Source organism: Chromobacterium indicum (genome assembly GCF_039708975.1).
GTDB lineage: Bacteria > Pseudomonadota > Gammaproteobacteria > Burkholderiales > Chromobacteriaceae > Chromobacterium > Chromobacterium piscinae.
The window spans coordinates 187059-213388 of sequence record NZ_JAYFSJ010000007.1 but is presented as its reverse complement, the minus strand read 5'-3'; the positions used below and the strand labels follow the sequence as shown (position 1 = coordinate 213388).

20 protein-coding genes and 1 tRNA gene are annotated in these 26330 nt (G+C 65.1%); 12 read left to right on the top strand and 9 right to left on the bottom strand.

From position 1 onward, the window contains the following. Positions 1 to 16: 16 nt before the first annotated feature. Positions 17 to 202, bottom strand: coding sequence for a hypothetical protein (locus VA599_RS11415; protein WP_152526871.1), 186 nt, complete (start codon positions 200 to 202; stop codon positions 17 to 19). Between the two features lie 27 nt (positions 203 to 229). Between VA599_RS11415 and VA599_RS11410 the strand changes: the two genes are divergently transcribed. The 4 genes from VA599_RS11410 to VA599_RS11395 all read left to right on the top strand — a co-directional run bounded on the left by VA599_RS11410 (position 230) and on the right by VA599_RS11395 (position 7819). Further along, positions 230 to 1399, top strand: a complete 1170-nt coding sequence (locus VA599_RS11410; RefSeq protein ID WP_346788646.1) for a methyl-accepting chemotaxis protein — start codon at positions 230 to 232, stop codon at positions 1397 to 1399. Positions 1400 to 1492: 93 nt separating this feature from the next. Continuing rightward, on the top strand, positions 1493 to 1801 hold the full coding sequence (locus VA599_RS11405; protein ID WP_031296144.1) for an STAS domain-containing protein: 309 nt from the start codon (positions 1493 to 1495) through the stop codon (positions 1799 to 1801). A gap of 7 nt (positions 1802 to 1808) precedes the next feature. Then, positions 1809 to 3506, top strand: a complete 1698-nt coding sequence (locus tag VA599_RS11400) for a SpoIIE family protein phosphatase (RefSeq protein WP_346788645.1) — start codon at positions 1809 to 1811, stop codon at positions 3504 to 3506. 32 nt (positions 3507 to 3538) lie between these two features. Beyond that, on the top strand, positions 3539 to 7819 hold the full coding sequence (locus tag VA599_RS11395; protein ID WP_346788644.1) for a response regulator: 4281 nt from the start codon (positions 3539 to 3541) through the stop codon (positions 7817 to 7819). Positions 7820 to 8028: 209 nt separating this feature from the next. Here the strand turns inward: VA599_RS11395 and VA599_RS11390 are convergent. Further along, positions 8029 to 8113: transfer RNA gene (locus VA599_RS11390), tRNA-Leu, on the bottom strand. A gap of 182 nt (positions 8114 to 8295) precedes the next feature. On the opposite strand from VA599_RS11390, the gene VA599_RS11385 reads away from it, so the two are divergent. Both VA599_RS11385 and VA599_RS11380 read left to right on the top strand, forming a co-directional pair. Then, the gene (locus VA599_RS11385) at positions 8296 to 8985 is read left to right on the top strand and encodes a Bax inhibitor-1/YccA family protein (RefSeq protein ID WP_021476584.1); all 690 of its coding nucleotides are present in this window, start codon (positions 8296 to 8298) and stop codon (positions 8983 to 8985) included. A 210-nt stretch (positions 8986 to 9195) separates the two neighbouring features. Beyond that, the gene (locus VA599_RS11380) at positions 9196 to 9627 is read left to right on the top strand and encodes a cupin domain-containing protein (RefSeq protein ID WP_166440228.1); all 432 of its coding nucleotides are present in this window, start codon (positions 9196 to 9198) and stop codon (positions 9625 to 9627) included. Positions 9628 to 9729: 102 nt separating this feature from the next. On the opposite strand, the gene VA599_RS11375 is transcribed toward VA599_RS11380, so the two are convergent. Further along, positions 9730 to 12588, bottom strand: a complete 2859-nt coding sequence (locus tag VA599_RS11375) for a GGDEF domain-containing protein (protein ID WP_346788643.1) — start codon at positions 12586 to 12588, stop codon at positions 9730 to 9732. A gap of 246 nt (positions 12589 to 12834) precedes the next feature. On the opposite strand from VA599_RS11375, the gene VA599_RS11370 reads away from it, so the two are divergent. Beyond that, positions 12835 to 14241, top strand: coding sequence for a purine-cytosine permease family protein (locus VA599_RS11370; protein ID WP_346788642.1), 1407 nt, complete (start codon positions 12835 to 12837; stop codon positions 14239 to 14241). Between the two features lie 4 nt (positions 14242 to 14245). Here the strand turns inward: VA599_RS11370 and VA599_RS11365 are convergent, their stop codons facing one another. The 3 genes from VA599_RS11365 to VA599_RS11355 all read right to left on the bottom strand — a co-directional run bounded on the left by VA599_RS11365 (position 14246) and on the right by VA599_RS11355 (position 17106). Further along, a complete protein-coding gene (locus VA599_RS11365; RefSeq protein WP_346788641.1) occupies positions 14246 to 15484 on the bottom strand; it encodes a peptidoglycan DD-metalloendopeptidase family protein in 1239 nt (412 codons plus the stop codon). 161 nt (positions 15485 to 15645) lie between these two features. Beyond that, a complete protein-coding gene (locus tag VA599_RS11360; RefSeq protein ID WP_346788640.1) occupies positions 15646 to 16086 on the bottom strand; it encodes a cytidine deaminase in 441 nt (146 codons plus the stop codon). Between the two features lie 81 nt (positions 16087 to 16167). Then, complete coding sequence (locus tag VA599_RS11355) at positions 16168 to 17106, bottom strand: ArgP/LysG family DNA-binding transcriptional regulator (RefSeq protein ID WP_346788639.1); 939 nt, start codon at positions 17104 to 17106, stop codon at positions 16168 to 16170. Between the two features lie 254 nt (positions 17107 to 17360). Between VA599_RS11355 and VA599_RS11350 the strand changes: the two genes are divergently transcribed. Beyond that, on the top strand, positions 17361 to 19697 hold the full coding sequence (locus VA599_RS11350; protein WP_346193899.1) for an EAL domain-containing protein: 2337 nt from the start codon (positions 17361 to 17363) through the stop codon (positions 19695 to 19697). A 65-nt stretch (positions 19698 to 19762) separates the two neighbouring features. Beyond that, a complete protein-coding gene (locus VA599_RS11345) occupies positions 19763 to 20398 on the top strand; it encodes a LysE/ArgO family amino acid transporter (RefSeq protein ID WP_021477649.1) in 636 nt (211 codons plus the stop codon). On the opposite strand, the gene VA599_RS11340 is transcribed toward VA599_RS11345, so the two are convergent. Then, complete coding sequence (locus tag VA599_RS11340; protein WP_346788638.1) at positions 20368 to 21219, bottom strand: LysR family transcriptional regulator; 852 nt, start codon at positions 21217 to 21219, stop codon at positions 20368 to 20370. The two genes, VA599_RS11345 and VA599_RS11340, sit on opposite strands and share 31 nt — an antisense overlap. A 112-nt stretch (positions 21220 to 21331) precedes the next feature. Here VA599_RS11340 and VA599_RS11335 point away from each other — a divergent pair, with 112 nt between their 5' ends. From VA599_RS11335 to VA599_RS11325, 3 genes are all read left to right on the top strand, one after another. Continuing rightward, positions 21332 to 22054 (top strand): SDR family oxidoreductase, encoded by a 723-nt coding sequence (locus VA599_RS11335; RefSeq protein WP_346788637.1) that lies wholly within the window; start codon positions 21332 to 21334, stop codon positions 22052 to 22054. A 251-nt stretch (positions 22055 to 22305) separates the two neighbouring features. Beyond that, complete coding sequence (locus VA599_RS11330) at positions 22306 to 22857, top strand: neutral zinc metallopeptidase (RefSeq protein ID WP_021477100.1); 552 nt, start codon at positions 22306 to 22308, stop codon at positions 22855 to 22857. A gap of 2 nt (positions 22858 to 22859) precedes the next feature. Then, a complete protein-coding gene (locus VA599_RS11325) occupies positions 22860 to 23588 on the top strand; it encodes a hypothetical protein (protein ID WP_346788636.1) in 729 nt (242 codons plus the stop codon). 19 nt (positions 23589 to 23607) lie between these two features. Here the strand turns inward: VA599_RS11325 and pbpC are convergent, their stop codons facing one another. Both pbpC and VA599_RS11315 read right to left on the bottom strand, forming a co-directional pair. Beyond that, positions 23608 to 25758: a penicillin-binding protein 1C gene (gene pbpC / locus VA599_RS11320; protein ID WP_346788635.1), complete on the bottom strand. Its 2151-nt coding sequence runs from the start codon at positions 25756 to 25758 to the stop codon at positions 23608 to 23610. A 73-nt stretch (positions 25759 to 25831) separates the two neighbouring features. Beyond that, positions 25832 to 26278, bottom strand: a complete 447-nt coding sequence (locus VA599_RS11315; protein ID WP_346788634.1) for an HIT family protein — start codon at positions 26276 to 26278, stop codon at positions 25832 to 25834. Positions 26279 to 26330 lie beyond the last annotated feature (52 nt).

The following is a 26330-nucleotide window of genomic DNA, read 5'->3' as shown; positions in this document are numbered from 1 at the left end:
GGCAAAAGACGAATTTTCAGGCGATGGCTGATCCCCGTTCAAGCGCGGCGACATTCTGTGAGTCCGTTTCATGTTGCGCGGCGTCAATGTCGCGCATGGTTTTTGCAACTGGCTGTTTGACAGGCATCGCCTTATGCGCCATATCGCAATAATCGGTGGCGGCAAATTCGATTGGCATGCCGCAAGCATCGGCGGCTTTCAATTTTCTCTTCCATACTCCGGCTGAAAGATGAATCCTTCCGACATCAAGGCGGATCCTAGACCCAGGATACTGTTGTGCTGTGCCGCGCTGTGGTTGTGCGCTTACGGCTTGCTGGCTTTGCTGGGAGGCGGTTTTTCCGGCTATCTTGCAGTGTCCCTGCTGGCCGCGGGATGCCTGCTGGCGGTCTGGCTGCTGGGCGCGCTGCCGCACCCGCAGCCTGTCGACGATGGCTTGTCCGAGGCGCGTGAGAAGATGTTGAGCGGACTGGGCCTGTTGGGCAATGGCATTTCAGACGTGTCCGGCGCGGTGGAGCGGGACGTGTCGCAGATGCAGACCATTCTGAGCGACGCCATTGTCAAGTTGGTGCAGGGGTTTTCCGACATCGAGGCGATGCTGCGCGAGCAGCAGGCGCTGGCGCTGAAGATCGTCCAGCATGGCGATCATGGCGACGGCGCCGGTTTCGACGCGTTTCTCAAGCGCACTTCGCAGAGCATGACGGAATTCGTCGACAACACTGTCAGCACCAGCAAGACGGCCATGGTGCTGGTTGATCGCATGCATGAGATCAAGAAGCGGGTCGACGCGGTGGAGAGCGCGCTCGGCGACATGGCGGAAATCACCGCCCAGACCAATATGCTGGCGCTGAACGCCGCGATCGAGGCGGCCCGCGCGGGCGAGGCCGGTCGGGGATTCGCGGTGGTGGCCGACGAGGTGCGCAAGCTGTCGCAGCGCTCTTTCGATTTTTCCGGGCAGATACGCCAGTCGATAGACCTGATGGTGCAGGCCATCGAGCATGCTAAATCGGAGATATTCGAGATGGCGTCCCGCGACATGAATTTCGCGCTGGACGCGAAAACCCAGATCGAGGACATGCTGGGACAACTGTCGCGGATGAATTCGGACACGGGGCAGGCGGTGGACCAGCTGTCGCAGATCGCCGGGCGGGTCGGAGACAGCGTGCGCTCCACGGTGACCGCGCTGCAGTTTCAGGACCTGGTGTCTCCGCTGGTGCGCAATGTCAGCAGCCGGATGCAGGGGTTTTATCAGGTGGGTGACAGCATGCGCCAGATGAACGGCAAGGATGAAATCGACAGGCTGGAGGACATGCGCCGCCAGTTGCAGCAACTGGTCGACAGGCATCAGGCCAACAGCGCCGCGCCGCAGGGCATGTCGGCCGGCGACATCGATCTGTTCTGAGCGGGCAGATATGTCACGCAAGGGCTTGCAGTCAGCCGCGCGATCGGCGGAACGAACCGCTTCTGCTCAGGGCGGCCAATGGAGGGCGGCGAGATGGGAGTCAGGCTGGGCAAGACTGCGGACAAGTCGGTGATCGCGGTAGAGGGCCGGTTCGATTTTCAGCAGCACGAGGCGTTTCGGGCGTGCCTGGACGAAGCTCTGGAACGCGGAGGCGGCCTGGGGCTTGAGGTTGACTTGTCGCGGGTGGATTACCTGGAAAGCTCGGCGTTGGGCATGCTGCTGGTGATGCGCGACCGGGCCAAGGCGCTTGGGATAGACAGCATCGCGCTGCTGGGCTGCCGCGGCTTCGTGCGGCAGATTCTGGTCGTGGCCAGCTTCGACAAATTCTTCACCCTTCGCTGAGCGTCCCATGGACCGCACATTCACAGTGCTGGTGGCCGAGGACGTCGAGCCCACCCGGCTGTTGATGGGCCTGGTGATCGAGGAGATGGGTCATCAGGTCTGGTATGCCGAAAACGGTCTGCAGGCGGTTGAGCAATGCCGGCGGGAGCTGCCGGACATGGTGCTGATGGACATGATGATGCCGTTGATGGATGGCCACGAGGCCACCCGGCAGATTCGCCAGCTGTGTTCGGACCATTGGCTGCCCATCATCTTCCTCAGCGCGCGCAGCGACGAAGAGGCTCACATCAGCAGCCTGGACCTGGGGGCCGACGACTACCTGCCCAAGCCGATCAACCTGACCATGCTGGCGGCCAAGATCCGCGTGATGCAACGGATCAGCGAAATGCAGCGGCGGATTTCCGACGACGCCCGCCAACTGGTCAGTTATTACCACACCAACGAGCGCGAGCAATTGTTCGCCAAGCATGTGCTGGACAGCATCGTGGGCGGCGAGGGGCAGGATCTGCCGGGCGTGCGCAGCTGGCAGCAGTCCGCGGAACAGTTCAGCGGCGACGTGCTGGCCCGCGCGCTGTCGCCGACCGGCCAGCTGTGCATCATGCTGGCGGACAGCACCGGACACGGATTGTCCGCGGCGCTGTCTTGCCTGCCCGCGGTCGACATTTTCTATGCGATGGCGCGGCGAGGTTTCCCGTTGACCTCTATGGCGCGCGAGATCAATGCCAAGCTCAACCGCTTGCTGCCGGTGGGGCGTTTCGTCGCCGCGGCGCTGATCACTATAGACTGGGAACTGGGCTGCGTCGAAGTCTGGAACGGCGGCATTCCCTGCGTGATGTTCGTCGATGACGACGGTTGTCCGATGAAGGAATGGAAGTCGCAATATCCGCCGCTGGGGATCTTGTCCGCCGACGAGTTCTGCTGGGGCAGCGAAACTTATTTCTGGGAGCAGAGCGGGCAACTGGTGGTGTGTTCCGACGGATTGACCGAAGCCGAGAGTCCTGGAGGCGAGCAGTTCGGAATGGGAGGGTTGCTGCAGGCGCTGATATCGAACCCGGCCTCGCCGCTGGACGGCATCCGGCTGGCCGTGCTGGAGCATTTGAGCGGCGCGAATAACCGCGACGACATCTCATTGGGCGTGGTCAGGCTGGAGGCGGGCGTTAACGCCGCGCTGGACCGAGTGGCGGATCACCTGGGGCGCGACGACGGCGGCCAACTGAGCTGTTGGCGGGTACGGCTGGTTTTCGGCGTGGAGGAGTTGCGGCGCGATCAAAGCATTCCGCTATTGATCGGCTGGCTGAATCAGCTGGGCTTTCGCGGGCGGCAATTCAAGGAAGTGTTGTTGATCGTATCGGAGCTATTCAATAACGCGCTTGACCATGGCGTGCTGGGGCTGGACTCCGGCATGAAAGACCAGTCGGATGGATATGAGCGCTATTTCATGCTGAGGCGCGAACGACTGGCGGAGCTGGAGCGGGCCGAGGTTGAATTGGTGCTTGAGCGCCGGAGGGAGGATGGCGGCGACGCGGTGTTGATACGCTTGCGGGACAGCGGAACGGGGTTTGATTACCCGGCCCTGATGGAAAAGCTGAACCGGCAGGCCGGCAGCCACCGCCATGGCCGCGGAGTGTCCCTGGTGAACGCCTTGTGCGCGAGACTGGCTTACCATGGCCGGGGAAACGAAGTGGAGGCGGAATTCAGGCTGTAAGGTTTCGCCATCGACAAGAGGGAGCCGGTCTGATGATGTCCTTGTCCGACAGCTTGTCTGCGCCGTCCCGACGCGGCGCCGCCGCCTTGGCCGGCGCCGTCGCGCTGTCCACGTTCTGGGCGCTGGGGCTGGCTCGCGGCCATGGCCTGATCGTTCCCCTTTACGGCAACGCGCTTGCCTTGCTGCTGCTGTGGCGGGCCTGGACGCGGCCCGGGCGCCATGCGCTGGCGCTGGCCGCATTCTGGCTGGGCGGCTGGGCCCATCTGGGTGCGCTGCCCGCCGCCGAGCTGGCTGTCGTCAGTTGGCTGCAGGCGGTTGGCGCGGGAATGTTGCTGAGCCGGGCAGTAGAGCGCGGAGCGGCAGCAGGCGGGCTGGCGGCGGCGCTGCTGCCGGGCGCGCCGGGCGCGCTGCTGCTTTGGATGCATCCATGGCTGGATGCCGGCAGCTGGTACGCGGGCGGCATCGTGGCGGGGCTGACGCTGTTGCCGCCATGGGCGGCGCTGAGGCGGTTCGGCGCCGCCGGTTTGAAGCTGGACCGCGTATTGATGCTGGTAGCCCTCGCGCTTGCCTGGTGCGCGCTGACGGCGAGGTGGCGGCCGTTGAGCGTCGCCGATCTGGCTCTGCCCGTATTGCTTGCGGGACTGCTGCTGGATGCTTCCGGCGCGATGCTGGCGCTGCCGCTGATGGCCGTTCTGGCTTGTGAAACCCTGATTCGTCTTTTTCCGGAAGCCATGCCGGAGCCGCTGCGCCACCCGGGGCCGCTGGTCTGGTCCGCCCAGGCGCTGTTCTGGCTGGCCGCCGCGCTTTTGCCCCATGCGGCCGGGCAAGTTCTGAGCGCGCGCGCGGAGCGGTCGCTGGGGCGGAGGCGTCTGTCGCAGGCGCTCAATGGTCTTGAAAGCCATGGCGCGCTGCTGGACGAGGGAGGGCGGCTGCTGGAGGCGAGCGATGGGCTGCGTCGCCTGCTTGGCGCCGGGCTGCGTGGCCAGGACATGGCGGCTTGCTGCGCGCCGGAGGATGTTCCGCGCTGGCGCGCGGCCCTGGCGCGACGCGACGCGACGCAGCGGTTGCGCTTGCGGCTGCTGGCCGGAGAGGATGCTTTCCTCCATTGCGAACTCGGCCTGACGCCGCTGGAGGAGGGGGCGGACGGCATGGCCTGGTTGTTGCGGGTGGAGGTTCTGGCGCAGCAGAGACCGGACGAGCGCGAGGCCGCGGCTATTCAGGCGCAGTTGGAGTCGTTGCTTGCCGCGTTCGATATCGGGCGGTGGACGTGGGACGCGGCGGCGCAGTCATTGGCGTGGGATGAGCGGATGCGCGTGCTGCACGGGGCCGGCGGCGAAGAAACGGTCAACTGGGCGCGCTGGCGGAGCTGCGTGCATCCGGACGAGCTGGCGGCCTGGGATGGGCTCTGGACCGATGAGTTGCGCGGGCTGGCGGCCGAGGGCTGGGATTATCGCATCGTGGACGGCGAAGGCCGCTTGCGCTGGTTTCGGCTGTGCGCCCAGGTGGAGCGGGACGAGGCTGGGCGGGTACTGCGAGCCGAGGGCGTGTGCTGGGACGCGGGCAGTCTGCAGGAGGGGCGGGCCGAATTGCGCCGTGTGCGCGACGAGCTGCAAACCGTGCTTGATTCGATGCCGGCGATGGTCAGCTATTGGGACGGCAATCTGCACAATGTTTTCGCCAACCGCGCCTATCTGGACTGGATGGGGCTGGAGATGGGCGACGTCATGGGGCGCCATCTGCGCCATGTGGTCGGAGACGAGCGCTACCGCGCCAACCAACCTTATATCCAGGGCGCGCTGGACGGCGTGGCCAGCCTGTCCGAGCGCTGCATCATCGACCTGAGCGGCCAGGAGCGGCATCTGCTGGCGCATTACGTTCCGCATTGGCAGCAGGAGCAAGTCAGCGGATTTTACGTGTTCGTCACCGACATCACGCCGCTGAAGCAGGCGCAGCGGGAGCGGCAGGAGGTGCAGGCCAGGCTGCAAGGCATTATCGATTCCGCCAGCGATTTCGCGATCATCGCCACCGACTTGCGGGGCGAGATCAGCATTTTCAGCGCCGGCGCCGAGCGCATGCTGGGATATCGCGCCGATGAACTGACGGGACTGGCCACGCCGATGATCCTGCATCTGCCGGAGGAGGTGGCCAGGCTCGAGAGCGAGCTGTCGGAAGAGCTGGGGAGGCCGGTTGCCGGCTTTGATGTTTTCGTGGAGAAAACGCGTCGGGGCGGCAGCGTCATTCAGGAGTGGACTTACCGCCACAAGGATGGCCGGCACATCCCGGTCAGCCTGGTGACCACCGGCATCTGGCAGGATGGCTGGCTGCATGGCTTCGTCTGCATCGCCAAGGATGTCCGCGCGGAACGGGAGGCGACGCGGATGCTGGAGCTGGCCAAGGAACAGGCCGAAAGCGCCAGCCGGGCCAAGAGCGAATTCGTCGCCAACATGAGCCATGAAATCCGCACGCCGATGAACGGCGTGCTCGGCATGCTGGAGCTGCTGTCCAGCACCAGGCTGGACGGCGCCCAGCGCGACTATCTGGACATGCTGCAGCTGTCCTGCCGCTCGCTGATGGCCATCCTCAACGACATCCTGGACTTTTCCAAGATGGAGGCCGGCAAGCTGGAAGCGGCCCGAGTCGATTACGACCTGAACGAGGTGCTGGGCGCGCTGGCGGCGATGATGTCGATGAATGCCGCCCGCAAGTCGTTGGAGCTGGTGATCGCCGTCGAGCCGGATGTGCCCGGAGGCTTGGTCGGCGATCCTCTCAAACTGCAGCAGGTGCTGGTGAATCTGGCCGGGAATGCGATCAAGTTCACCGAGCGGGGCGAGGTGGCGGTAACGGTGGGGCTGGAGAGGGGGGCTGCCGGCGACAAGTTGTTGTTCTCCGTTCGCGATACCGGCCTGGGTATGGACGAGGCGCTGTTGAAAACGGTATTCGACCCCTTTGTCCAGGCGGACTCCTCCAATACGCGGCGTTTTGGCGGCACCGGCCTGGGGTTGACGATTTCCCAGCGTCTGGTCGAACTGATGGGCGGCGAGATGGGGGTGGAAAGCCGATTGGGCGAGGGCAGCCGCTTTTGGTTTTCCTTGCCTTTCGAGGTCGCCGGGGAGGCGCGCGCGGCGGCTGCCGCCCTTGGGCGCGTGCTAGTGGTGGACGACAATGCAGGCAGCCGGCAGGCAGTCTGCTGGCATGTGCAGCGCCTGGGCGGATCGCCCGAAGGGACGGCGGACGCGGATGAGGCTCTGGCTGTCCTGGCGGGAGAGGAAGGTGCGGCATTCGGGATCGTCCTGGTGGACTGGCGGCTGGGAGAAGAGAGCGGGCTGGCGCTATGCGGCGAGATACGCCGGCGCTGGCCGGACCGCGACATCGCCTTGATCGCGATGGCGAGAGCCGACGACAGGGGCAGGCTGGGCCGGGCGGCGGAGCGAGAGGCGTTGAATGGCGTGCTGGTGAAGCCGGTAATCGCCGGGGCGCTGGCCGATGCCTGGCGAAACGCGCGCGCGCGCGGAGCGGAATCCGGGGCGAGGCTGTTCGGCGCCAGGCCCGCGGGATGGCGGCCGGCGCGCATCCTGCTGGTGGAGGATAATCCTATCAACCAACAGGTGGCTTGCGGCTTATTGCAGCAGGCAGGCTTGCAAGTGGAGACCGTGGAAAACGGCCGGTTGGCGGTGGACGCGTTGAGGGAGCGGGGCGGAGATTACGCGCTGGTGTTGATGGACAGGCAGATGCCGGTGATGGACGGCGATACCGCGGCGTCGTTGATACGCGGAGAGCTGGGGCTGAAACTGCCCATCATCGCGATGAGCGCGGGCATGTCGCCCGAGGAATGGTCGGGGTGCCTGCGCGCCGGCATGGACGAGTTCATCGCCAAGCCTATACAGCTCGATCGCTTGTACGCGGTGCTGGATCGTTACCTGGATTGGCCGCCAGAGGAAGAAAAGGCCGTCGAGCCGGATGAGGTCGTATTTTCAGCAGAGCTGATGCGTCTGGCTGGCTCCAGCCCCGCCGCGCGCGAGCGGGTGCGCAAGCTGATGCAGATGCTGATCGATACCAGCGGACCGGAGATGACGCGGATCCAAACCAGTTTGGAGCAGGGTTTGCTGGATGCCGGCGCCAGGCAGCTGCATGCCTTGCGCGGCAGCGTGGGCTCGTTTGGCGCGGCGGATCTGGTGTCTCTTCTCAAGGGTCTGGAAAAAGCGGTCAAGGAAGGGCGAAGCCAGAGTTGGCCGTCATTGCTGCAGGATATCGAATTGGAGCTGGAGCGGGTGGCAGGCGCGGCGCGAGCCTGGCTGGCGGATAATCCTGCCTGACGCGCTGGACGGATGATTTGTTTCTGCTGGATGAAGCATTGGCGGCTTGCTCTGCTTGGGACACTGTCGGGAACAAATTTGGTCCAAGCTATAGCGTATTGCAGCGGTTTGTGCAGGGGTGTGGTGGGGATGTGTTTCTTGGGAAAGCCTTGATTTGCGGGCTTTGGTGGGTCGTAGTGGGCTATGGAGGGAAACGTTAAAACTAGGGTTGGTGCGAAAGGAGAGACTCGAACTCTCACGCCTTGCGGCGCTGGAACCTAAATCCAGTGCGTCTACCAATTCCGCCACTCTCGCATCCAAATGGCTTGCAAACGCGGGCTGTCGCCCACATCTGTGCCTTGAGGGAAGGCGATATTACCCCAAGGATTCGCTCAAGACAAGCAGGAAGAAGGAATGGAAACTTATTCCCTTCGGCATGGTCTGTTGCTTACAATCCCAAAAGTCGTCCCAGAATAATCAACTCAGGAGAGTTTCACATGCACCCGGATTTTCAAACGGCCTACCAATCGACCCCGATGGCCGATGTTCGCAACAAAGTGTTGCGCAACACCTATGGCCTGCTGGGCCTGTCGATGATCCCGACCGTCATGGGCGCCATCGTGGGCACCCATATGAGTTTCGCGTTCCTGGCCGGCAGCCCCATCATCGGCATGCTGCTGATCATGGCGGTGTTCTACGGCCTGGTCTTCGCCATTGAGAAGAACCGCTACAGCTCGCTGGGCGTGTTCCTGATGCTGGGCTTCACCTTCATGATGGGCGTCCTGCTCGGACCCTTGCTGCAGTTCGCGCTCAAGTTCTCCAATGGCGGCCAGCTGATCATGACCGCCGGCGCGGCCACGTCCGTCGTGTTCTTCGTGATGGCCGCCATCGCCACCACCACCAAGCGCGACCTGTCGGGCCTGGGCAACTTCCTGACCGTGGGCGCCATCGTGCTGATGGTGGCCGTGGTGGCCAACCTGTTCCTGCGCATGCCGGCGTTCCAGCTGATGATTTCCGCTGCATTCGCGCTGTTCAGCTCGCTGATGATCCTGTGGCAGGTGAAGACCGTGGTTGACGGTGGCGAGAACAGCTACATTTCTGCCGCGCTGTCCATCTACATCAGCATCTACAACCTGTTCACCAGCCTGTTGCAGCTGCTGCTGGCCTTCGGCGGCAACCGCGACTGATCGCACCTCATACTGGCAATCCAAACCCTCCGCTTCGGCGGAGGGTTTTTTTATCGCATGCGCAAAATACCGGTCCACTCGACAGGAGTGGAGCGTTTTTTGAGCGCTCGCTGGTGTTGTTTGGTTTTTGGCGAGGGGGAAAGCGTTGAACTGGTCCGGTAGAAGCGCGTCGAATCGATTCGCTTATTCAAATCACTAGAAGGAGAAAACATGAAGATCGATTTGGCGGGATGCCGGTTGGCTTTGCTCGCCGCGTTGTTGGCGGTGCCGTTTGCTCATGCCGCCGAGGGGGGCGCGGTAAAAACCGAGACGCTGCTCAAGACAGAGCGCTCCTGGGATGGCGACCTTTACAAGGCCTATCCGGCGGGGCAGCCGGAATTGACGATGGTGCGCATCATGATTCCGCCCCATACCAGCCTGCCTTGGCACAGCCATCCGTCTCCCAACGCCGCGTATGTGGTCAGTGGCGAACTGACTGTGGAAAGCCGGGATGGAAAACGCCAGAAGCATCTGAGCGCCGGCGACACGCTGGCGGAGATGGTAGGCACCCAACACCGCGGCGTTACCGGGGACAAGCCGGTGGAGCTGTTGGTATTTTACGCTGGGGCAACCGGCGTGCCGCTCAGCGCCAAGGCCGAGTAGCCTGATGAAGATAAACCGCGTTCAGTTTTCTTTGGACAGGACGCGGTTTGTCGTTTCCAAGCGTTTTTTCGAGATCGTCTTCTTGTGAGGTATGAGAGAGTCTCAGCCCACCCGCATCAGCCGGTAGGTGTTGCGCCCGGCGGCCTTGGCCTGGTACAGGCCCTCGTCGGCGATTTCCAGCAGCCGTTCCGGCGTGATGTCGGGCATGTAGGCATAGGCGACGCCGATGCTGGTGGAGACGCGGCGGCGCTCGCCTGACAGCTTTGCATCCTGGCAGACCGCCGCCATCAGCTTGTCGACCACGGCTGTCGCGGTACGCTCGGAGTCCAGGCCGACCAGCAGCACGACGAACTCGTCGCCGCCCAGCCGGGCGACATGGTCTGTGCCGCGCACGTTCTGCCGCAGCCGTCCGGCGAAAATCTTGATCAGCTCGTCGCCGGTGGCATGTCCCAGCGTGTCGTTCACTTGCTTGAAGTGATCGATGTCGAGAAACAACAGCGCCAATGCCTGGCGCTTCAGGTAGTGGTGCTTGATCTCGTCGCCCAGGATGTCCATGAAAGCCGCGCGGTTGAGCAAGCCGGTCATCGCATCCTGGGTGACCTTGTTGCGCAGCTCGATTTCCCGCGCGCGCGACTGGGTGATATCCCAGATCATCACGTAAAACCCCGACACCGTGCCGTCTGCGTGCTGTTGTGGAATGTAGCGGCCCTCCACATAGCGCTGGCTGCCGTGCAGGAACATTTCCATCTCGAAGGCGGCAGCCTGCCCCTGCAGCGCCTGCTCGACATAGGGCCGCACCGCCGCATAGCTTTCCTCCCCCAGGAAATCGCGCATATTGCGGCCTATCACCTGCTCCGGCGCAATGCCGAACAGCCGGGTGTAGGTCTTGTTGCAATAGCGATAGCGTTGATCGCCGTCGACGAAGGCCACCAGCGCAGGAATGGAGTCGGTGACGGTCTTGAGCAGGGCCTCGCGCAGGACCAGGTCCAGCTCGGCCAGTTTCTTTTGCGTGATGTCGCGCACGCTGATGCTGATGCCGTCTCCTGCGCGGACGATTTCCTGGTGGATCCAGGTGGGGTGGCTCGCGTCGTAGGCTTTGGGCACTTCTTCGGACAGCGGCATGCCGGTGTCGATGACCTGCTTATAGCTTTCGAAGTGGTTGGAGACGTTCAGCGAGGCCGCCAGCGCTTTCCAGTTCCGGCCTATCGTTTCGTCCCGGCGCAACTGCCACATCCTTTCCGCCTCGGCGTTGATGTAGACCACGCGGAAATCATCCACCTCGCCGATGTGGTCGCGCAGCGCCTCCATGATGATGAACGCGTCCATATTGGCTTCGGCCGCGTTGCGGAAGCGCTCGGCCGCCAATTCCGCCATCCGGTTGGATTGCAGCACCTCGCGCAGCAGCGGCGAAGTGCGCCAGCGCAGGATCAAGGTGCCCAGCGTGACCATCGCCAGCATGATCAGCGCGTCGATCTCCAGGTCATGGCGGATCGGCGCCAACAGGTCCGCCACCCTGATCTTGTAGCTGAAAGCGAGCCCGCTGTCGCTGACCGGCGCATAGGCGCTGATCACGTCGCGGCCAGAGTAGTCGACCGTGTGCATCGAACCGCTTTTGCCGGAAAAGGCCGGCCACATGGTGAAGTGGTGGATGTTGCCGGCGATCGGTATCGTGGGTCCGGGATCCCGCGGCGACTGCGAGAAGCAACGCAGATCGTGGTCGTCGTGGCCGCACAGCGCGTACAGGCCGCTGAGCCCGTCGCGCGGGGCGGTGTCCTGGACGATGCGGTCGAACATCTCCAATTTCTGTTCGATCACCAGCCGCGATGAGCCGGCCGAGGTGCGGTAGATCGCCTCGGTGCGGTACAGGTAATGGCCGTTCCATAGCAGCCAGGAGCCGGCGGGCGAGCGCAGCGCCAGGGCCTGGCGGGGCCGGGTTTCGAAGTAGCCGACCTGCACCAGCGCGCGGCCCGCCGCATCCTGGATGGCGATGCCGTTCAGCGTCATGTGGTTGCGCGCCGCCAGCTCGGCGGCGGCGGCGCTGGCGTCCAGCTTTCCCCGGCTGGCGTCTTCCAGCAATTTTTGCATCGACGGGCGCTGGTAGATGCGGCGGGCGATATCGTCGCTGATGCCGAACTGGGCCACCAGCAGCGCAGCGCGTTGCCGCACGCTGTTGGCCATCACCGTGCTCAGGCTGCGCTCGTGCGCGGCGCTGGAGACGCGGTAGATCAGCAGGCCGGTGGCCAGCGAGATGGAGATCAGCAGCGCGGTGGCGGTCACTGAAATCGAATCGGCCATGTCTTGGGAGCGAAGATGGCGGCGAAGCGCCTGTCGCCTCAGCGCATCCAGCCCCAGGGCGGCGGAAATGACGCCCAGCGCGGTCAGCAGCGCCATCCGCACCGAGGCGCCCCAGCTGTACAGCAGCTCCAGATTGACCAGGTACGCCACCGCCCCCAGCACGCCGAGCAGCAGCGGCAGCAATACGCAGATCTTCACCGCTCGGCGCCGGGACGGCGTGGAGCCCGGCTGCAGCAGCAGGCCGCAGCCCAGTGCGACCAGCGCCAGCGCGGTCGGTGGCGCCATCCGGCCCGGGTGGGGCACCATGTCGTGCCGCCAGGCGTGCAGTTGGGGCAGGTCCAAGCCCAGAGACCTGCCGCTCAGGTGCTCCAGCAGCGCGACCGCCGCCATCGCCAGCACCAGCGCCGCCAGCAGCCGGTGCGCCCGCCATTGCGGCCGCCACAAGGCCAGCGGCAGCGCGAGGCCGTACAGGATCAAGCAGAGCGCGGTGGCGATCACCATGTGGATGTTTTCCGGAATCAGGGCGGGAGTGCGGAGAATCCAGCCGCTGATGACGTCCGTTCCCAGCAGGATCAGGAAAAGGCTTGCCGCGATGGCCAACAATCGATATCGGTCATGCAGCAGCTGTCGTTTGAGTTCGGTGATGGACAGGGTAAGTCGGTGCACTTCATTCCATTCTGCGAGCCGGCGCGAAGGGTTCCTATACGAAATGTTAGGACAAATATAGACGCGGGCGGCCCGCCGGCCGGAATAAACCGCGCGGACGCTTGGCAAACCATTTGCGCGGAATATTGCAATGCCGCATGGCTTTGATTTGCTGATTCTAATTTGAACGGTATAAATTGTTTGGCGCAGGCCCGAGACGCGCCGCGGCAAGACGGCGCTCCGGGCATAGACCGAGGAGAGACTGCCATGCAAGCGAAAATATCCGTCGGCGCGTCGCTGATCGAGCGCCGTTCCATAGACTTCATTCCAGAAGGCGAGCGGCATGGCCGCGTGTTCAGCCAGTTCACGCTGTGGCTGGCGGCCAATCTGCAGATCACCGCGGTGGTCACCGGCGCGCTGGCGGTGGTGCTGGGCGGCGATGTCGTCTGGTCCATCATCGGCCTGCTGCTGGGGCAGGTCGCCGGCGGCGTGGTGATGGCCTTGCATGGCGCGCAGGGCCCCAGGCTGGGGCTGCCGCAGATGCTGGCCTGCCGCGCGCAGTTCGGCGTCAAGGGCGCGGTATTGCCGCTGGCGCTGGCTTGCGTCATGTATCTGGGCTTCAACGCCACCGGCATGGTGCTGTCCGGCCAGGCGCTGGGCCAGCTGTTCAAGATAAGCGACGCCGCAGGCAGCCTGTTGTTCGCGCTGGCGGTGCTGCTGGCCGCGGCGCTGGGCTATAGGGCGATACACCGGCTGGGCCGCGTGGCCAGCCTGCTTGGCCTGCTGGCTTTCTGCTATCTGTTCATGCGTTTGCTGGGGCGGGTGGATCTGCTGCCGCTGCTGGTGGCGCATACCCGTTTCGAGCCGGCCGTCTTCACCGTCGCGATATCGCTGTCGGCATCCTGGCAGATCGCCTTCGCGCCCTATGTGTCGGACTATTCGCGCTATCTGCCGTCGGCCACGCCTCCTGCGCGGGTGGCGCTGGCGATAGGCTTGGGTTCTGGCCTGGGCGCGCAGATCGCGATGTCGCTGGGGGTGCTGGTGGCGGCCATCGGCGGCGCGGCGTTCCGCGGGCATGAGGTCGCCTACTTTGTCGGCCTGGGCGCTGACGGCGCCATCGCCGCCGCGCTGTTCTTCTGCGTGGCGTTCGGCAAGATCACGATTTCCACGCTCAACGCTTACGGCGGCTTCATGTGCGCGGGCAGCATCGCGTCGGCGTTCGGCGCGCGGCCGGAGGCGTTGGGGCCGCGCCGGCGCTGGCTGATCGTCGCGGCGATGGCGCTGGTTTCCCTATCCATCGCGGTGTGGGCGCAGCATGGCTTCCTGCCGTTGTTCAAGTCCTTCTTATTGCTGCTGCTCGCCTTGTTCACGCCTTGGAGCGCGGTCAATCTGGTGGATTTTTATCTGCTGCGCGGCGGCAAGCTGGACATGGCGGCGCTGGAGGGGACGGACTACCGTTGGCCGGGTTTGCTGGCCTATCTGGCGGGCGTGCTGTTGCAGCTGCCGTTCATCGACAGCGCCTTGTTCAGCGGTCCGATGGTCCGCGCGCTGGGAGGGGCGGACGTGTCCTGGCTGGTGGGTTGGCTGGGGACGGCCAGCCTGTACTGGCTGATGATGCGCCGGGGCGCGGCCGCGTTGGCGGCCGTCCCCGGTGGAGGGCGGATGTCCGGCTAGACCGTTACCATGGCCGCGCCGAGGATGGGCATTGCGGCACTACCGGCGCGTTGCTGCCGGTATCGATGAAGCCGTCGCTGATCCAATGGCCGGCGGCGGTGCGATTCCAGATGTCGGTGCGGCCCCAGACGCCGTCCACCGCCTCGCCGCGGGCATGGCATTGCAGCGCCACCTGCTCGCCGCGGGCGGCGTTGCCGACGATCTCGGCGCTCAGGCTGGGGCCTCCGCGCAGGTTGACGTAGCCGTCGTTGCCGCGCGGCGTGGCGACGCCGCTGGCGCCGCCCGGTGTCGGCGCCGGATCGCCGCCGCCGCTGTAGTGCGTCAGGCGGCCGCCCACGTTCACTCGGCCGCCGTTGCGCGCGGCGTAGCCCTGGTAGGCGCGGCTGCCGGAGAAGAACTGCCAGCCGCCCAGCCACTTGCGGTTCACTGGCTCGGCCTTGCCCTGGTGGATCAATGAGAAGTGGACATGAGGGCCGGTGGTGCTGCCGCCGCAGGGCAGGCCGTTGCCTATCTTGCCCAGATAGGCGCTCTTGGCCACCCGCTGGCCATCGGCCACAGTGTTGAGGTTGATCATGTGGTAGTAGGTGGACGAGTAGCCGTTGTCGTGCACCAGCTTGACCAGCCCGCTGCCGTTGCGCAGGCAGCTTTTGTAGATCACCCCGGCCTGGGGCGCCAGCACCCGGCCGTCGCCGCCGGCGAAATCTATGGAATCGTAGGGCTGGCTTTCGCCGCTGTAGCCGTGCGGGCCGCCGGTCATGCTCCAGCTTGATCCTTCCTGCCAGGGCAGGCCCAGGCCGGTGGCGTCGGGCGCCAGTCGCTTGGCACGAATGGCCTGGCTGTGCCACGCGCGCCGCTCGTCGGCGCTCAGCCAGCCGTCGGGAGCGGCCTCCAGCAGCGCGGCGAAGCCGTCTTCGCCCTCCATGGCCAGCTGCCAGCCTTGCTCGGTTTGATGGGCGAGGAACAGCCGCGACAGCGGCACCTGGTCGGCATCCGCGCCGGCCGTCATCGGCAGCGGCTGGGTGGCGGAGCCCAGCACCCAGCGGCGGTCGGCGCTTTCGCGGTTCAATTCGACCAGCGGCGGCAAAAGGCTTCCCTTGGCCAGGGGCTGCGGCGTGAGCCGCGCCAGCGCGTCGGCGGCTTGTCTGCGCAGCGCAGGGTCCTGGGCTTCCTCGGCGGCATGGGCGGGCGCCGCGCCCAGGCAGATCAGCAGCACGGATAAATATGAAATGGCGGGTTTCATCATCACGGACTCCTTATCGTTCTGAACAGGAACTGCGTGACCGACCATATAGCGGGCGATGCTGGTTTTCAGCTGTCCCTAAGAGAGGCGGGGATGGGGGAACCTTTTCGCGGACGTGAAAAAAAGGGAACCCTCGGGTTCCCTTGCGCGCGGCGGGCAGCGGCTCAGCGCTGGCCGGCGTCCTGCAGGTTCTTGGGGCCGAAGGCGGAGGGCAGCAGCGCGTCCAGCGTGGTGTCGATGATGTCCTCGCCGTCGCAGATCGAGCGCACGTGCATGGCGGGCCCGAATTCGTTCAGCACCTGGCGGCAGGCACCGCAGGGCGAGGTGGGCTGCGCGGTGGGGGTGTAGATGCAGACCGCCACCACATCCTGCATGCCGTGGTTGGCGCGGGCGGCGAAAACCGCGGTGCGCTCGGCGCAGTTGCTCAGGCCGTAGGAGGCGTTTTCCACGTTGCAGCCGATGTGTATCTTGCCGTTGCCGTCCAGAATGGCGGCGCCGACTGCGAAGCGGCTGTAGGGCACATAAGCCTGGCGGGCGGCCAGTTGCGCGGCCATTTCCAGTTCGGCCCATTGTTCGTTGCTGGGTGCGTGTTGCTTGCTGGTCATGCTGCCTCCATAAAACCGGGTCGGCGCCGGATGATGCGCCAGGGGCTGGGCCTTGTCAACGCGGCGGCCATGTTGTTTGGGTCAGGGTTCCTGCTGCGATTCTCCAACAGACGCATGATATGCCACTTTGTCCTGGCGCAAATGGCGGCCGCAGTAGTCCAGCATCGCCTCGGTCAGCGCCTGGGACAGCTCCGACTCCACCCGCCAGTGGTGCCAGTACAGCGGCAGGTCCATGTATTGGCCGGGGAACAGGTCGACTAATCGACCGTCCTCCAGATCGCTGTCCAGCATCAGTTCCGGCAGCAGGCTGTAGGCGACGCCTTGGCGGGTGAGTTCCACGAAACCTTGGGCCGAGGGCACGGTGAAGCTGGGGTAGCCACCCTCGTAGCCGGCCGCCTGGCGCAGGAACTGCCCGTGCACCGCGTCCTTGCGGCTGAAGAGTATGCTGGGCGCGCGCGCGAGCGCCGCGTGGTCCACCCCGTCCGGAAAATGGCGCGCGGCGAAACGAGGCGTAGCCAGGCACAGGTAGCGCATCGCGCCCAGATAGTGCTGGACGCCGCTCTGGATCGGCACCGGGCGGGTGCTGACGCAGCCCATCACGTGGCCGGTGCGCATCAGTTCGTGGGTGTGGTCCTGGTCGTCGACCACCACGTCCAGCAACAGGTCGTGCGCCTCCAGCACCGGCGTCACCGCCTGTAGATACCAGGTAGCCAGGCTGTCGGCGTTGACGCCCACCGCCAGCGTGGTGAACTCGCGCTGGCGCGGCGCAGGGCTGAGCTTTTGCAGCAGTTGGTTCTCCATCAGCAGCAGTTGCTGGTAGTGCCGCAGCAACTGGCGCCCTGCCTCGGTGGCCTCCGCCGGCGAGGTGCGGGTGAGCACCGGCTGCCCTAGCTGTTCCTCCAGCTGGCGTATGCGTTGCGATACCGCCGACTGGGTCAGAAACAGCTTCTTGGCGGCCTTGTCGAAGCCGCCGGTTTCCGCCACCGCGGCCAGGGTTTGCAGTTGTCTGGGGTCGAACACTTTCGCTTTCCGTAGTCTTTCGACGATAAGAGATCGTTTAATAATGCGGCCGGACTTGCTTAAAAGCCAGCGCCGTGGCATGTTGCAGCCTTTGGCGGCCGGCCTTGTCTGATGCGGGTTTCAGACAGACCGCGCCAGTAGATACGGTACAAGAAATACCTGCTCCTGGGCAGGTGGGCGAGATAGTAGGGACGGCGGCCCGGCAGGCCGTGTCCCAGCCACGACAGGCGCAGAAAACAATGCATACGGATGAAATGGCACTCCTGGCGAATATGTGCCGCTTTATCGGAATCCGGACCGAACACCTGGCGCAATTGCCGCGCCACGCCGATGCCGGCATGGCCCGCAGGGAACTGCTGGGCAAGGAGCTTGACTGGCATTTGCTGAAAAGCCCCGGCGAAGCGGAGCGCCTGCAGCGGCATCATGGCTGCTGCCAGGATGAACTGGCGGCGATGCTGCTGGCGGAGTGGGACGCGCTTTTGAGGATGCCCTTGGATCCGGCCGTGGCAGCGGCTTTGGTCGAGCAGGGCGAACTGTATTGCCGGCTGGGCGTGAGCCTGGGCTGGCTGCAGGGCCTATACGAGCGTTGCCAGCCGCATTTGCTGGCCAGCCTGGAGCAGGCGGCGGGCGCCGAAGCGGCGCGGTTGCTGCGCAAGCGCATCTTGCTGGACCAGATGCTGAAGACCCATGGCTACCAGCAGGCGCTGAAGCGCGAGGCTTCGCGCCATGGCGAGCACTTCCAGGCGATGTCCGGCCTGTACGCGACCCTCAGCGGCGTCAGCCTGGCGCTTGCCGACAGCGCCGATCGCCGCATCCTGCTGCAGACCGTCTGCGACGTCTGCGTGCGCGAAGCCGGTTTCGAACTGGCCTGGGTGGGGTTGCTGGACGCCGACGAGAAGCGGGTGGAAGTGGCGGCGTTGTCCCGCGGAGAACGCGCGGCCATGCCCGGCGAACTGCCGGCGCACGCCGAGGATGCGCAGGCGCCGGGCCTGGTGTCGCGCGCGTTGCGCAGCCGCGCGGCCCAAGTCAGCAACGACGCGCAATCCGACCCCGCGCTGCGGCCCTGGCACGGCGCGCTGAGCCGCCAAGGCATCCGCAGCCTGCTGGTGGTGCCGCTGCTGGTGCGCCAGCAGGTGGTGGGGACGCTGGCGCTGCATGCCGGCGAAGAGGGTTTCTTCGACCAGTCCCGGCGCGCCTTGTTTGAACTGATGGCGCGCGAGATCGGCCGCGGGCTGGAACGCCACGACGCGCTGGAGCGCAGCCACCGCGCCGAAACCGAACTCGCCTTCCTGGCCCAGCACGACGCGCTGACCGGTCTGCCCAACCGCAGCCGCATGCAGGAGCTGATCGCCCGGCTGCTGAAGTCGCGCCGCGACAGCGGCCAGGTGGCGGTGCTGGCGATCGCGGTGGAAGGCTTTCACGACATCAACGCACGTCTGGGGTACGAAGGCGGGGATCTGGTGCTGTGCGAGATGGCGCGCCGCCTGCGGCAGGCCATCTATCCGTTCGGCCATGTCGGCCGGGTCGGCGCCGCGCGCTTCGTCGCCTGCTCGGAACGCACCGACAGGCTGCAGGAGCTGGTGGACGAGTTGATGAGCCTGCTGCCGCAGCCTGTGGACGCGATGGGCGCCCAGGTGGAGATACGCTGCAGCGTCGGCGTCGCGGTCAGCGGCGACGCGCTGTGCGACGCGGCCAACCTGTTGCGCCGCGCGGGACTGGCCTTGAACCGGGCCAAGGATGAGGGCGGCGGCCATTCCCGTCATTACGACGCGGCGATGGACGAGGAAATCCACAAGCTGCACGCGCTGCGCAGCGCCTTCGCGCTGGCGATTCCGCGCGGCGAGCTGGCGCTGTATTACCAGCCCAAGATCAATCTGCAGAACCACCGCATCGAAGGCGCGGAGGCGTTGGTGCGCTGGGTGCGCAACGGCCGGCACGTGCCGCCGGGCGAGTTTTTCAACGCCATCGAGCATACCAATCTGATGCGCGAGCTGGACTGGTGGGTGCTGCGGGAGGCGGTGCGCCAGATGGGCGAGTGGCGGCGGCGCGGCTTGTCATTGCCGGTCAGCGTCAACTTGTCTGCGGCCACGCTCAAGCATGAGGATTTCCTGTTCGGACTGGAGGCCTTGCTGGAGGCGAACCCGCTGCCGGCGGGCTTCCTAGAACTTGAGGTGTTGGAAACCGTCACCCAGCAAGAGGCGGAGCAGATCACGGCCAAGCTGGAGCGCTGCCGCGACCTGGGCCTGTCCATCGCGCTGGACGACTTCGGCACCGGAGCATCGTCGCTGGTGCATCTGCAGCAGCTGCCGTTCGACACCATCAAGATCGACCAGCGCTTCGTCCGGCTGTTGCTGGACATGCCGGGCAACGAGGCCATCATTCGCAGCATGCTGTCCTTCGCCCACTACACCGGGCGCAAGCTGGTGGTGGAGGGGGTGGAAAGCCGGGCGATCTGGAGCAGGCTGCGCGAGATAGGCTGCCACGACGGCCAAGGCTACGGCATTTCGCCGCCGCTGGCCGCGGGCGAGCTGCCGGAGTGGCTGAAGCAATGGAGCAAGAATGCTGCCATTAATTCTTCTTATGTATCATGATTTTTATTAGTTTTACTTAAGGAAATCCGGACGTTAATCTGCTTGCAAATAGTTTGGAGCAGGCAATGTTCAATTTCAGTGTTTTCCTTTCCGCGCTGGGCATCTCTTTCAGCCAGATCGTCGGCATCGGTCCGCAGAACGCCTATGTGCTGCGGCAGGGCATCGGGCGCAGCCATGTGCTGCCTATCGTCGCCATCTGCATCGTCGCCGACGTGCTGCTGATCGCCGCCGGCGTGCTGGGCGTGGGCAAGGTGGTGGCCGGCATCCCCGGCTTCGTCAGCGTGGTCACCTGGGCCGGCGCGGCCTTCATCCTGTGGCTGGGCTTCAAGTCCTTCCGCTCCGCGCTGAACGCGGGCGGCATGACGCTTGACGGCGGCGTCGAGCGCGACCGGAAGAGCGCCATCCGCACCATTCTGGTTGTGACCTTGCTCAATCCCTATGTCTGGCTGGACACCGTGGTGCTGATCGGCAGCGTGTCCTCGGTGTACGGCGAGCACGGAGCGCTGTCTTTCCTGATCGGCAGTCTCAGCGCCTCCGTGCTGTGGTTCGGCGCCATCGGCCTGTTCGCAGGCAAGCTGGCCCCGCTGTTCACCAAGCCGTCCAGCTGGAGGGTGCTGGATTGCGTGATCGGCTTTGTGATGCTGTTCACCGCCTCGATGCTGATCTACAACTACGGCTTGTCGGCGCCGTTGCCGTTGTAACCGTCCAGAGTTTCCTTGAGCGCCTGCAAGGCTGGCAGCTCCAGCGCTTGCGCCGCGTAGCATAGCCCGACGCGGCGGGCCGGCGTGGCGCCTGCCAGCGGGATGGCTTTGAGGCCGGGGTGGTCGTCGGCCAGCGAGGCGGGCAGCAATGCGACGCCCAGCCCAGCGGCAGCCATGTGGGCGGCCAGCCTCAGGCTGCCGGCCCGCGCCGCCGCGGCCAATGCCGGCGCAGCCGCGCCGTGCAGGTCCAGCAGCCGCTGATGGCTGGGATGATGCGGGCAGGTGATCCACTCCGTCTCGTCCAGCAAGGCCACATCCACCTGATCCCGCGCTGTTAAACGGTGCCCTTCCGGCACGGCCAGCACAAAATCCTCTTCCCACAGCGGCAGAAACAGTTCGTCTTCGCAGCGGCCGTCCTCGGCCGCCAGCCGGGCATCGCCGCAGCACCCCTCCCGCGCTTCCAGCAGAATGGCCGGCTCGGCGCGCGCCGCGCGCGCCAGCAGCGCCTCCAACTGGCTGCGGCCCACATCCGCGTCCACGCCCAGGCATAGCGGCGCGCAATCGCGGCGCTGCCGGAACATCCTCGTCAAGGCGTCGGCCTGGGCCAGCATCCTGCGCGCTTGAGGGTAGAGCAGACGAGCGTCTTCGCTGACGTCCACGCCGCGTGGCAGCCGTTCGAACAGGGTGACGCCCAGCGCGTCCTCCAGCTGGCGTATGGTGACCGACAGCGTCGGCTGGGTGACGAATAGCCGCTGCGCCGCCAGCGTGATGCTGCGTTCCTCGAAAACGGCGACAAAGGCCTTCAGTTGGCGAATATCCATAGAAACAATCAATATCAGGCAGAGATTTTTATCATTTTTCAGCTTGTTCCATGCTGAATATACTGCATGGCATCTGTTTCGTATCGATAAATTTTATGGAAGGAGAGTGTCCATGAGCAAGCCCCTGATCGTGATCACCGGCGCCAGCTCCGGCATCGGCGCCGCCGCCGCCAAGCTGTTTTCCCCGGCTGGCCATCCGCTGCTGCTGCTGGCGCGCCGCGTCGAAAAACTGGAAGCGTTGGCGTTGCCTAATACCCTGTGCCGCCGGGTGGACGTGACCGATCGCGCCCAGCTGCAAGCGGCGCTGGCCGAGGCCGAGGCGCGCTTTGGTCCCGCCGACGCCATCGTCAACAATGCCGGCGTGATGCTGCTGGGCGCGATGGCGCAGCAAGACCCGGACGAATGGCAGCGCATGCTGGACGTCAATGTCAAGGGCCTGCTCAACGGCATCCACGCGGTGCTGGCCGGCATGGCGGCGCGCGGCCGCGGCACCATCATCAACATCAGCTCCATCGCCGGACGCAAGACCTTTCCCAACCACGTGGCCTATTGCGGGACGAAGTTCGCGGTGCACGCGATTTCAGAAAACCTACGCGAGGAAGTGGCCGGCAGCGGCGTGCGCGTGATCACCATCGCGCCGGGCGCGGTGGAGACGGAGCTGTTGGGCCATACGACGGATGAAGCGATCAAGGCCGGCTACCAGGAGTGGAAGCAGCAGATGGGCGGGGTGTTGGCGGCGGACGATGTGGCTGAAGCCATCGCTTACGCATACGGGCAGCCGCAACGTGTGTGCGTGCGCGAGATCGTGCTGGCGGCTACCGGGCAGCCGGCGTAAACATCCCGATCCAGCGATGCCGCGCGCGGTACGCCGAATCGGGCGGCAGACAGGGGAAAGGGCGGGGCGCGATGCGGCTCGCCCTTTTGCATGTATATTTTGATTACGAAACAAATATATTTTAGCGTTAAAACAATTACATAAAGTTAGAATATCAAATTGAAATTTTATAAATAATAATTCTTTCCAGAATGATTATCCATTTGCCATAAAAAGATCTCCGTGACGCAACACTCAAGGAGAAAGAGATCATGACAAGGAAAATCATCACGCTGTGTGCGCTCGGCGCGGTTATCGCAGGCCAGATCGGCGCGGCACTGGCCCTGCCTGTGAACAACAGCTACATCCAGTCCAGCGCCAACGAGATTCGGGGCTTCCTCGGCTCTTACGCGCGCCCGACGGTCTATGTGGACCAGAATGCCTGCGGCGAGCCGCAAACCAGCGCGATGGCGTGCGGCCCGTACACCATCAGCGTCGGCACCGGCTTCCTGCAGCAGCAGGAAAGCAGCTATGGCAACTACGTGGCCAAGTTCATCCTGGCGCACGAATGGGGCCATTCCGTCCAGTTTACCCGCGGCATCAACCGCCAGCCGCCGATGCAGGAACTGCAGGCTGATTGCGTGGGCGGCACCTTCGCCAAGTACGCCGAGACGAATCTGCGCTATCCGAGCTTCATCGAGAACGCGGTGGCGTCGGCGCGCGACGCGGCCGACTACGCCGAGCACGGCACGCCGTCGCAGCGCGACTACTACTCGCGCTACGGCTACGCCAACGGCTTCAACGTCTGCATGACGCGGATCTGACGATGAAGAGGGCAACCTTGTTGATCGCAGCGGCCGCAGGGACGGCGGCCGTGGCGGCATGGCTATGGCTGCCCGCTCACTTCGCGATGGCGGGCGGCGCGTCCGGACAGGCGCAGTCCGCCGCCGCGAAGGGGGCAGGGACGGAAAAAGGTACGGCCCAGGCATCCGCCAAACCCGCCGCAGGCGGTTTCAGTTTCGCGGTGGGCGGCGATCCGTCCGCGCAGCAGCAGTCCGCCGTCGCGCAACCGGAAACGCCGGCCGAGCGCGAGCGCAAACAGCAGCTGCGCAAACTGGGCTACATGATAGACGCGCGTTACTACCAGATGTCGCTGGCCGATCTGCGCATGGCCGCCAGCCGCGGCGATCCGCAGGCGCTGACGCATCTGGCCGAGCGCTATCTGTTCCAGCTGGATGGCCATCCGCGCGAGCCGGATTACGAGGCGGACTTCCGCTACCGCGAGGAGGCGCGCGAGGCGCTGCAGCAGGCCTACGCGCGCGGCAATCTGCACGCGGCGGCCATCATCTCGGAGAGTTATCTGCTGGACAAGCAGCCGGAAGAGGCCGCCGCCTGGAACCTGGTGGCGCGCCGCTCCGGCGACACGCTCAGCGCAGACTGGCTGTTGAAGACCAAGGACTACCAGGCTTTGACCGATCAGCAGAAGGCCAGCGCCGCGCAACGCGCCAGCCAGCTGTGGCAGTCGCTGCAGCGGCGCAAGGCCGCCGCCGGCTAGTTTGACGGGAAGCGGCGCTTCAACGCGGCCTGCCGGGCCGCAGCGAGGCGCCGCGAACCTCGAATTTCACTGCCTGCACCACCTTGCCGTCGCCGCCGCGCAGCTCCAGCCGGTGCCGGCCCGGCCAGGGGAACCAGGCCAGCTCGGCCCCGCTTCCCAAACGCTTTCCATCCAGCCACCACTGCGGTTTGGCGACGCCGCGCGAGCGCAGCACCATGCGCTGGTTGGCCGGCGGGATGTCGGGATCGAGCGCGAAGATGCTGCCGTCCACCGGCGCGGCGATGCCCGGGGCCAGGTCGGCGGCGGAGCCTTTCTGCGGCACGATCAGCGCGCGCTGGGTGCCGGCCAGGAACCACTCTGTCCGCGGCGCGGCCACGTCGCCCTGGTAGCGGACCCGCTGGCGCACCAGGCCGGCCGGCGGCGCGGGCGGCGGCAAGGGGGTGGCCGACTGTTGGGCGCGGTCCAGAACTGTTTGCCATACCGGCGCCGCGCCGTGCATGCCGGACACGTCCCACATCGGCTCGCCGCTGGCGTTGCCCACCCAGGCCGCGACGGTGAATCGGCGCGAGAAGCCCACCGCCCAGTTGTCGCGCATGTCCTTGCTGGTGCCTGTCTTCACCGCGCTCCAGTAGCGAGTGGACAGCGCGCTCTCCAGGCCGAAGGTGAGGGCGCGCGCGGTGCGGTCGGACAGGATGTCGGCGATGATGAAGCTGCTGGCCGGGTCCAGCTGGCGTTCCGGCTTGGGCTTGGCGTCGGACAGTGTCCAGCGCGGCGGGCTGGCCAGGCCCTGGTTGGCCAGCGTGCGGTAGGCGTTGGCCAGATCCAGCAGGCGGATGTCGGCCGCGCCCAGCGCCAGGCTGTAGCCGTAGTAGTCGCCGTCCTCGGTCAGGCTGGCAAAGCCTAGCTTGACCAGCCGGTCGCGCGCGGCGTTGGGGGTGACCATTTCTATCGTCCGCACTGCCGGGATGTTCAATGAGGATGCCAGAGCGGTGCGCACTGGCACCAGGCCTTTGAAATCCTTGGAGTAGTTTTGCGGCGCGTACAGGCCGCTGCCGGTTTGCAGATCCAGCGGGCTGTCGTCCAGAAGCGAGGCCGCGGTCAGATAATGTTTTTCCAGCGCTTGCTGATACAGGAAAGGCTTGAGCGTGGAGCCGGCCTGGCGAAGCGCGGTGACGCCGTCCACCTGGGCGGCGTTGGACAGGCCGCGGCCGCTGGAGCCCACCCAGGCCAGGATGTCGCCGCTCTGGTTGTCCAGCACCACCAGCGCGCCGTCCTGCACATTGCGCTGCGACAGCGCGGACAAGTGGCGGCGCAGCGCGGCAGCGGCGAAGCGCTGCAGCGGCAGGTCCAGCGTGGTGGCCACCCGGCTGCCGGCGGCGAAGCGGCGCGCCTGCTGTAGTTTCTGCGCGAAGTGCGGCGCGTCCTGCTCGGCCAGCGGATTGGCGGCGCGGCTGCGGGCCAAGGCCTGGGTGGCGCGCACGCCCAGCGCCGCGCAGTCCGGCTTGCGGCCCATGTCCTGCAGGATATGGCAGGCGCGGCCGGTCACCTTGTCCGGCGTGGCGTTGGGCGCGCGGATCAGCGCCACCGCGATCGCCGATTCTTCCAGATTCAGCCCGGACGGCAGCTTGCCGAACAGCGTCGACGACAGCGAGGATAAGCCCACCAGTTCGCCGCGGAAACCCACCAGATTCAGATAGGCCTCCAGAATTTCCGCCTTGGTCCAGTGCCGTTCCAGCCAGGCGGCGGACCAGGTCTGGCCCATCTTCTGCCACAGACTGCGCCCGCCCTTGCTCACTTTCAGGTCATCGTCCAGCAGGCCGGCCAGCTGCATGGTCAGCGTGGACGCGCCGCGGGTGCGGGTATTCCACAAATTGGCCCAGGCCGCCGCCGCCACGCCGGACCAGTCCACGCCGCTGTGCTGGTAAAAGCGCTTGTCCTCGGACAGCACCAGCGCCTGGCGAAAGGCGGGTGAGGTGTCGGCCAGGCCGACCCAGTCCTGCCGCCGCGCCTGCTTGTCGACGCGCAGCCGTTGCAGCGTCTGGCCGTGGCGGTCCAACAGCGTCACGTCGGACGGTTGCCAGGCGGCTTTCACCTCCTTGAACGTGGGCTGAGCCCAGGCGGGGACGGAGAGCAGGGTAAGGGTGATGATGAAGATGCTGGGCTTGGTCACTGCTGGTGCTTTTCTCAATTGCGGGCGGGCACTGGGTATTGGCGAAAAGGTTATGGCGCGGCGCATTCGGGGTTCATTGGCGCGAACGCAGCTGCTGGACAGCAGTTGCGCAGCCTATCGCTTCTCTCAATGCGGCTGCCGTTCGAGCAAGTCCGTGATTTCTCGGCTCAGCAGGTTCGGTTGAGTAGAATTCTGAAAATGGACGATTTTTATCTCTGGGCACGACATGCATGTGGAAATGGGTCAGCTCATTGAAGACGCCGCCGTTCTGGCAGAGGGTGATGCCGTCTGGGCGGTGCAGCGATTTGATGGCCTTGGCGATGATTTGGGCTGCGTCCATGACGGCTTTGGTCAATTGCTCATCCAGCTCTTCTAGCTCCGCCACATGCTGCTTGGGGACGATCAGCGTATGTCCTTCGCTGAAGGGGTCATGGTCGAGAAAGCAAGTCACATGGTCGTTTTCGTAAACTGTGTGTATGGTTTCTTTTCCATTCGCCAATCGACATCCCAGGCATTCCATCTTTCATCTCTCCTTGCATGAGTCCGGCCTCTCCCCGTCAAAGAGAGGAGAG

What these genes read in the sequence shown, in the direction of transcription:
- VA599_RS11365 (WP_346788641.1), bottom strand. Translation starts at nt 15,484, where the DNA reads ATGATGAAACCCGCCATTTCATATTTATCCGTGCTGCTGATCTGCCTG.
- VA599_RS11335 (WP_346788637.1), top strand. Translation starts at nt 21,332, where the DNA reads ATGAGCAAGCCCCTGATCGTGATCACCGGCGCCAGCTCCGGCATCGGC.
- VA599_RS11325 (WP_346788636.1), top strand. Translation starts at nt 22,860, where the DNA reads ATGAAGAGGGCAACCTTGTTGATCGCAGCGGCCGCAGGGACGGCGGCC.
- VA599_RS11410 (WP_346788646.1), top strand. Translation starts at nt 230, where the DNA reads ATGAATCCTTCCGACATCAAGGCGGATCCTAGACCCAGGATACTGTTG.
- VA599_RS11400 (WP_346788645.1), top strand. Translation starts at nt 1,809, where the DNA reads ATGGACCGCACATTCACAGTGCTGGTGGCCGAGGACGTCGAGCCCACC.
- VA599_RS11385 (WP_021476584.1), top strand. Translation starts at nt 8,296, where the DNA reads ATGCACCCGGATTTTCAAACGGCCTACCAATCGACCCCGATGGCCGAT.
- VA599_RS11340 (WP_346788638.1), bottom strand. Translation starts at nt 21,219, where the DNA reads ATGGATATTCGCCAACTGAAGGCCTTTGTCGCCGTTTTCGAGGAACGC.
- VA599_RS11380 (WP_166440228.1), top strand. Translation starts at nt 9,196, where the DNA reads ATGAAGATCGATTTGGCGGGATGCCGGTTGGCTTTGCTCGCCGCGTTG.
- VA599_RS11405 (WP_031296144.1), top strand. Translation starts at nt 1,493, where the DNA reads ATGGGAGTCAGGCTGGGCAAGACTGCGGACAAGTCGGTGATCGCGGTA.
- VA599_RS11345 (WP_021477649.1), top strand. Translation starts at nt 19,763, where the DNA reads ATGTTCAATTTCAGTGTTTTCCTTTCCGCGCTGGGCATCTCTTTCAGC.
- VA599_RS11360 (WP_346788640.1), bottom strand. Translation starts at nt 16,086, where the DNA reads ATGACCAGCAAGCAACACGCACCCAGCAACGAACAATGGGCCGAACTG.
- VA599_RS11315 (WP_346788634.1), bottom strand. Translation starts at nt 26,278, where the DNA reads ATGGAATGCCTGGGATGTCGATTGGCGAATGGAAAAGAAACCATACAC.
- VA599_RS11395 (WP_346788644.1), top strand. Translation starts at nt 3,539, where the DNA reads ATGATGTCCTTGTCCGACAGCTTGTCTGCGCCGTCCCGACGCGGCGCC.
- VA599_RS11370 (WP_346788642.1), top strand. Translation starts at nt 12,835, where the DNA reads ATGCAAGCGAAAATATCCGTCGGCGCGTCGCTGATCGAGCGCCGTTCC.
- VA599_RS11350 (WP_346193899.1), top strand. Translation starts at nt 17,361, where the DNA reads ATGGCACTCCTGGCGAATATGTGCCGCTTTATCGGAATCCGGACCGAA.
- VA599_RS11330 (WP_021477100.1), top strand. Translation starts at nt 22,306, where the DNA reads ATGACAAGGAAAATCATCACGCTGTGTGCGCTCGGCGCGGTTATCGCA.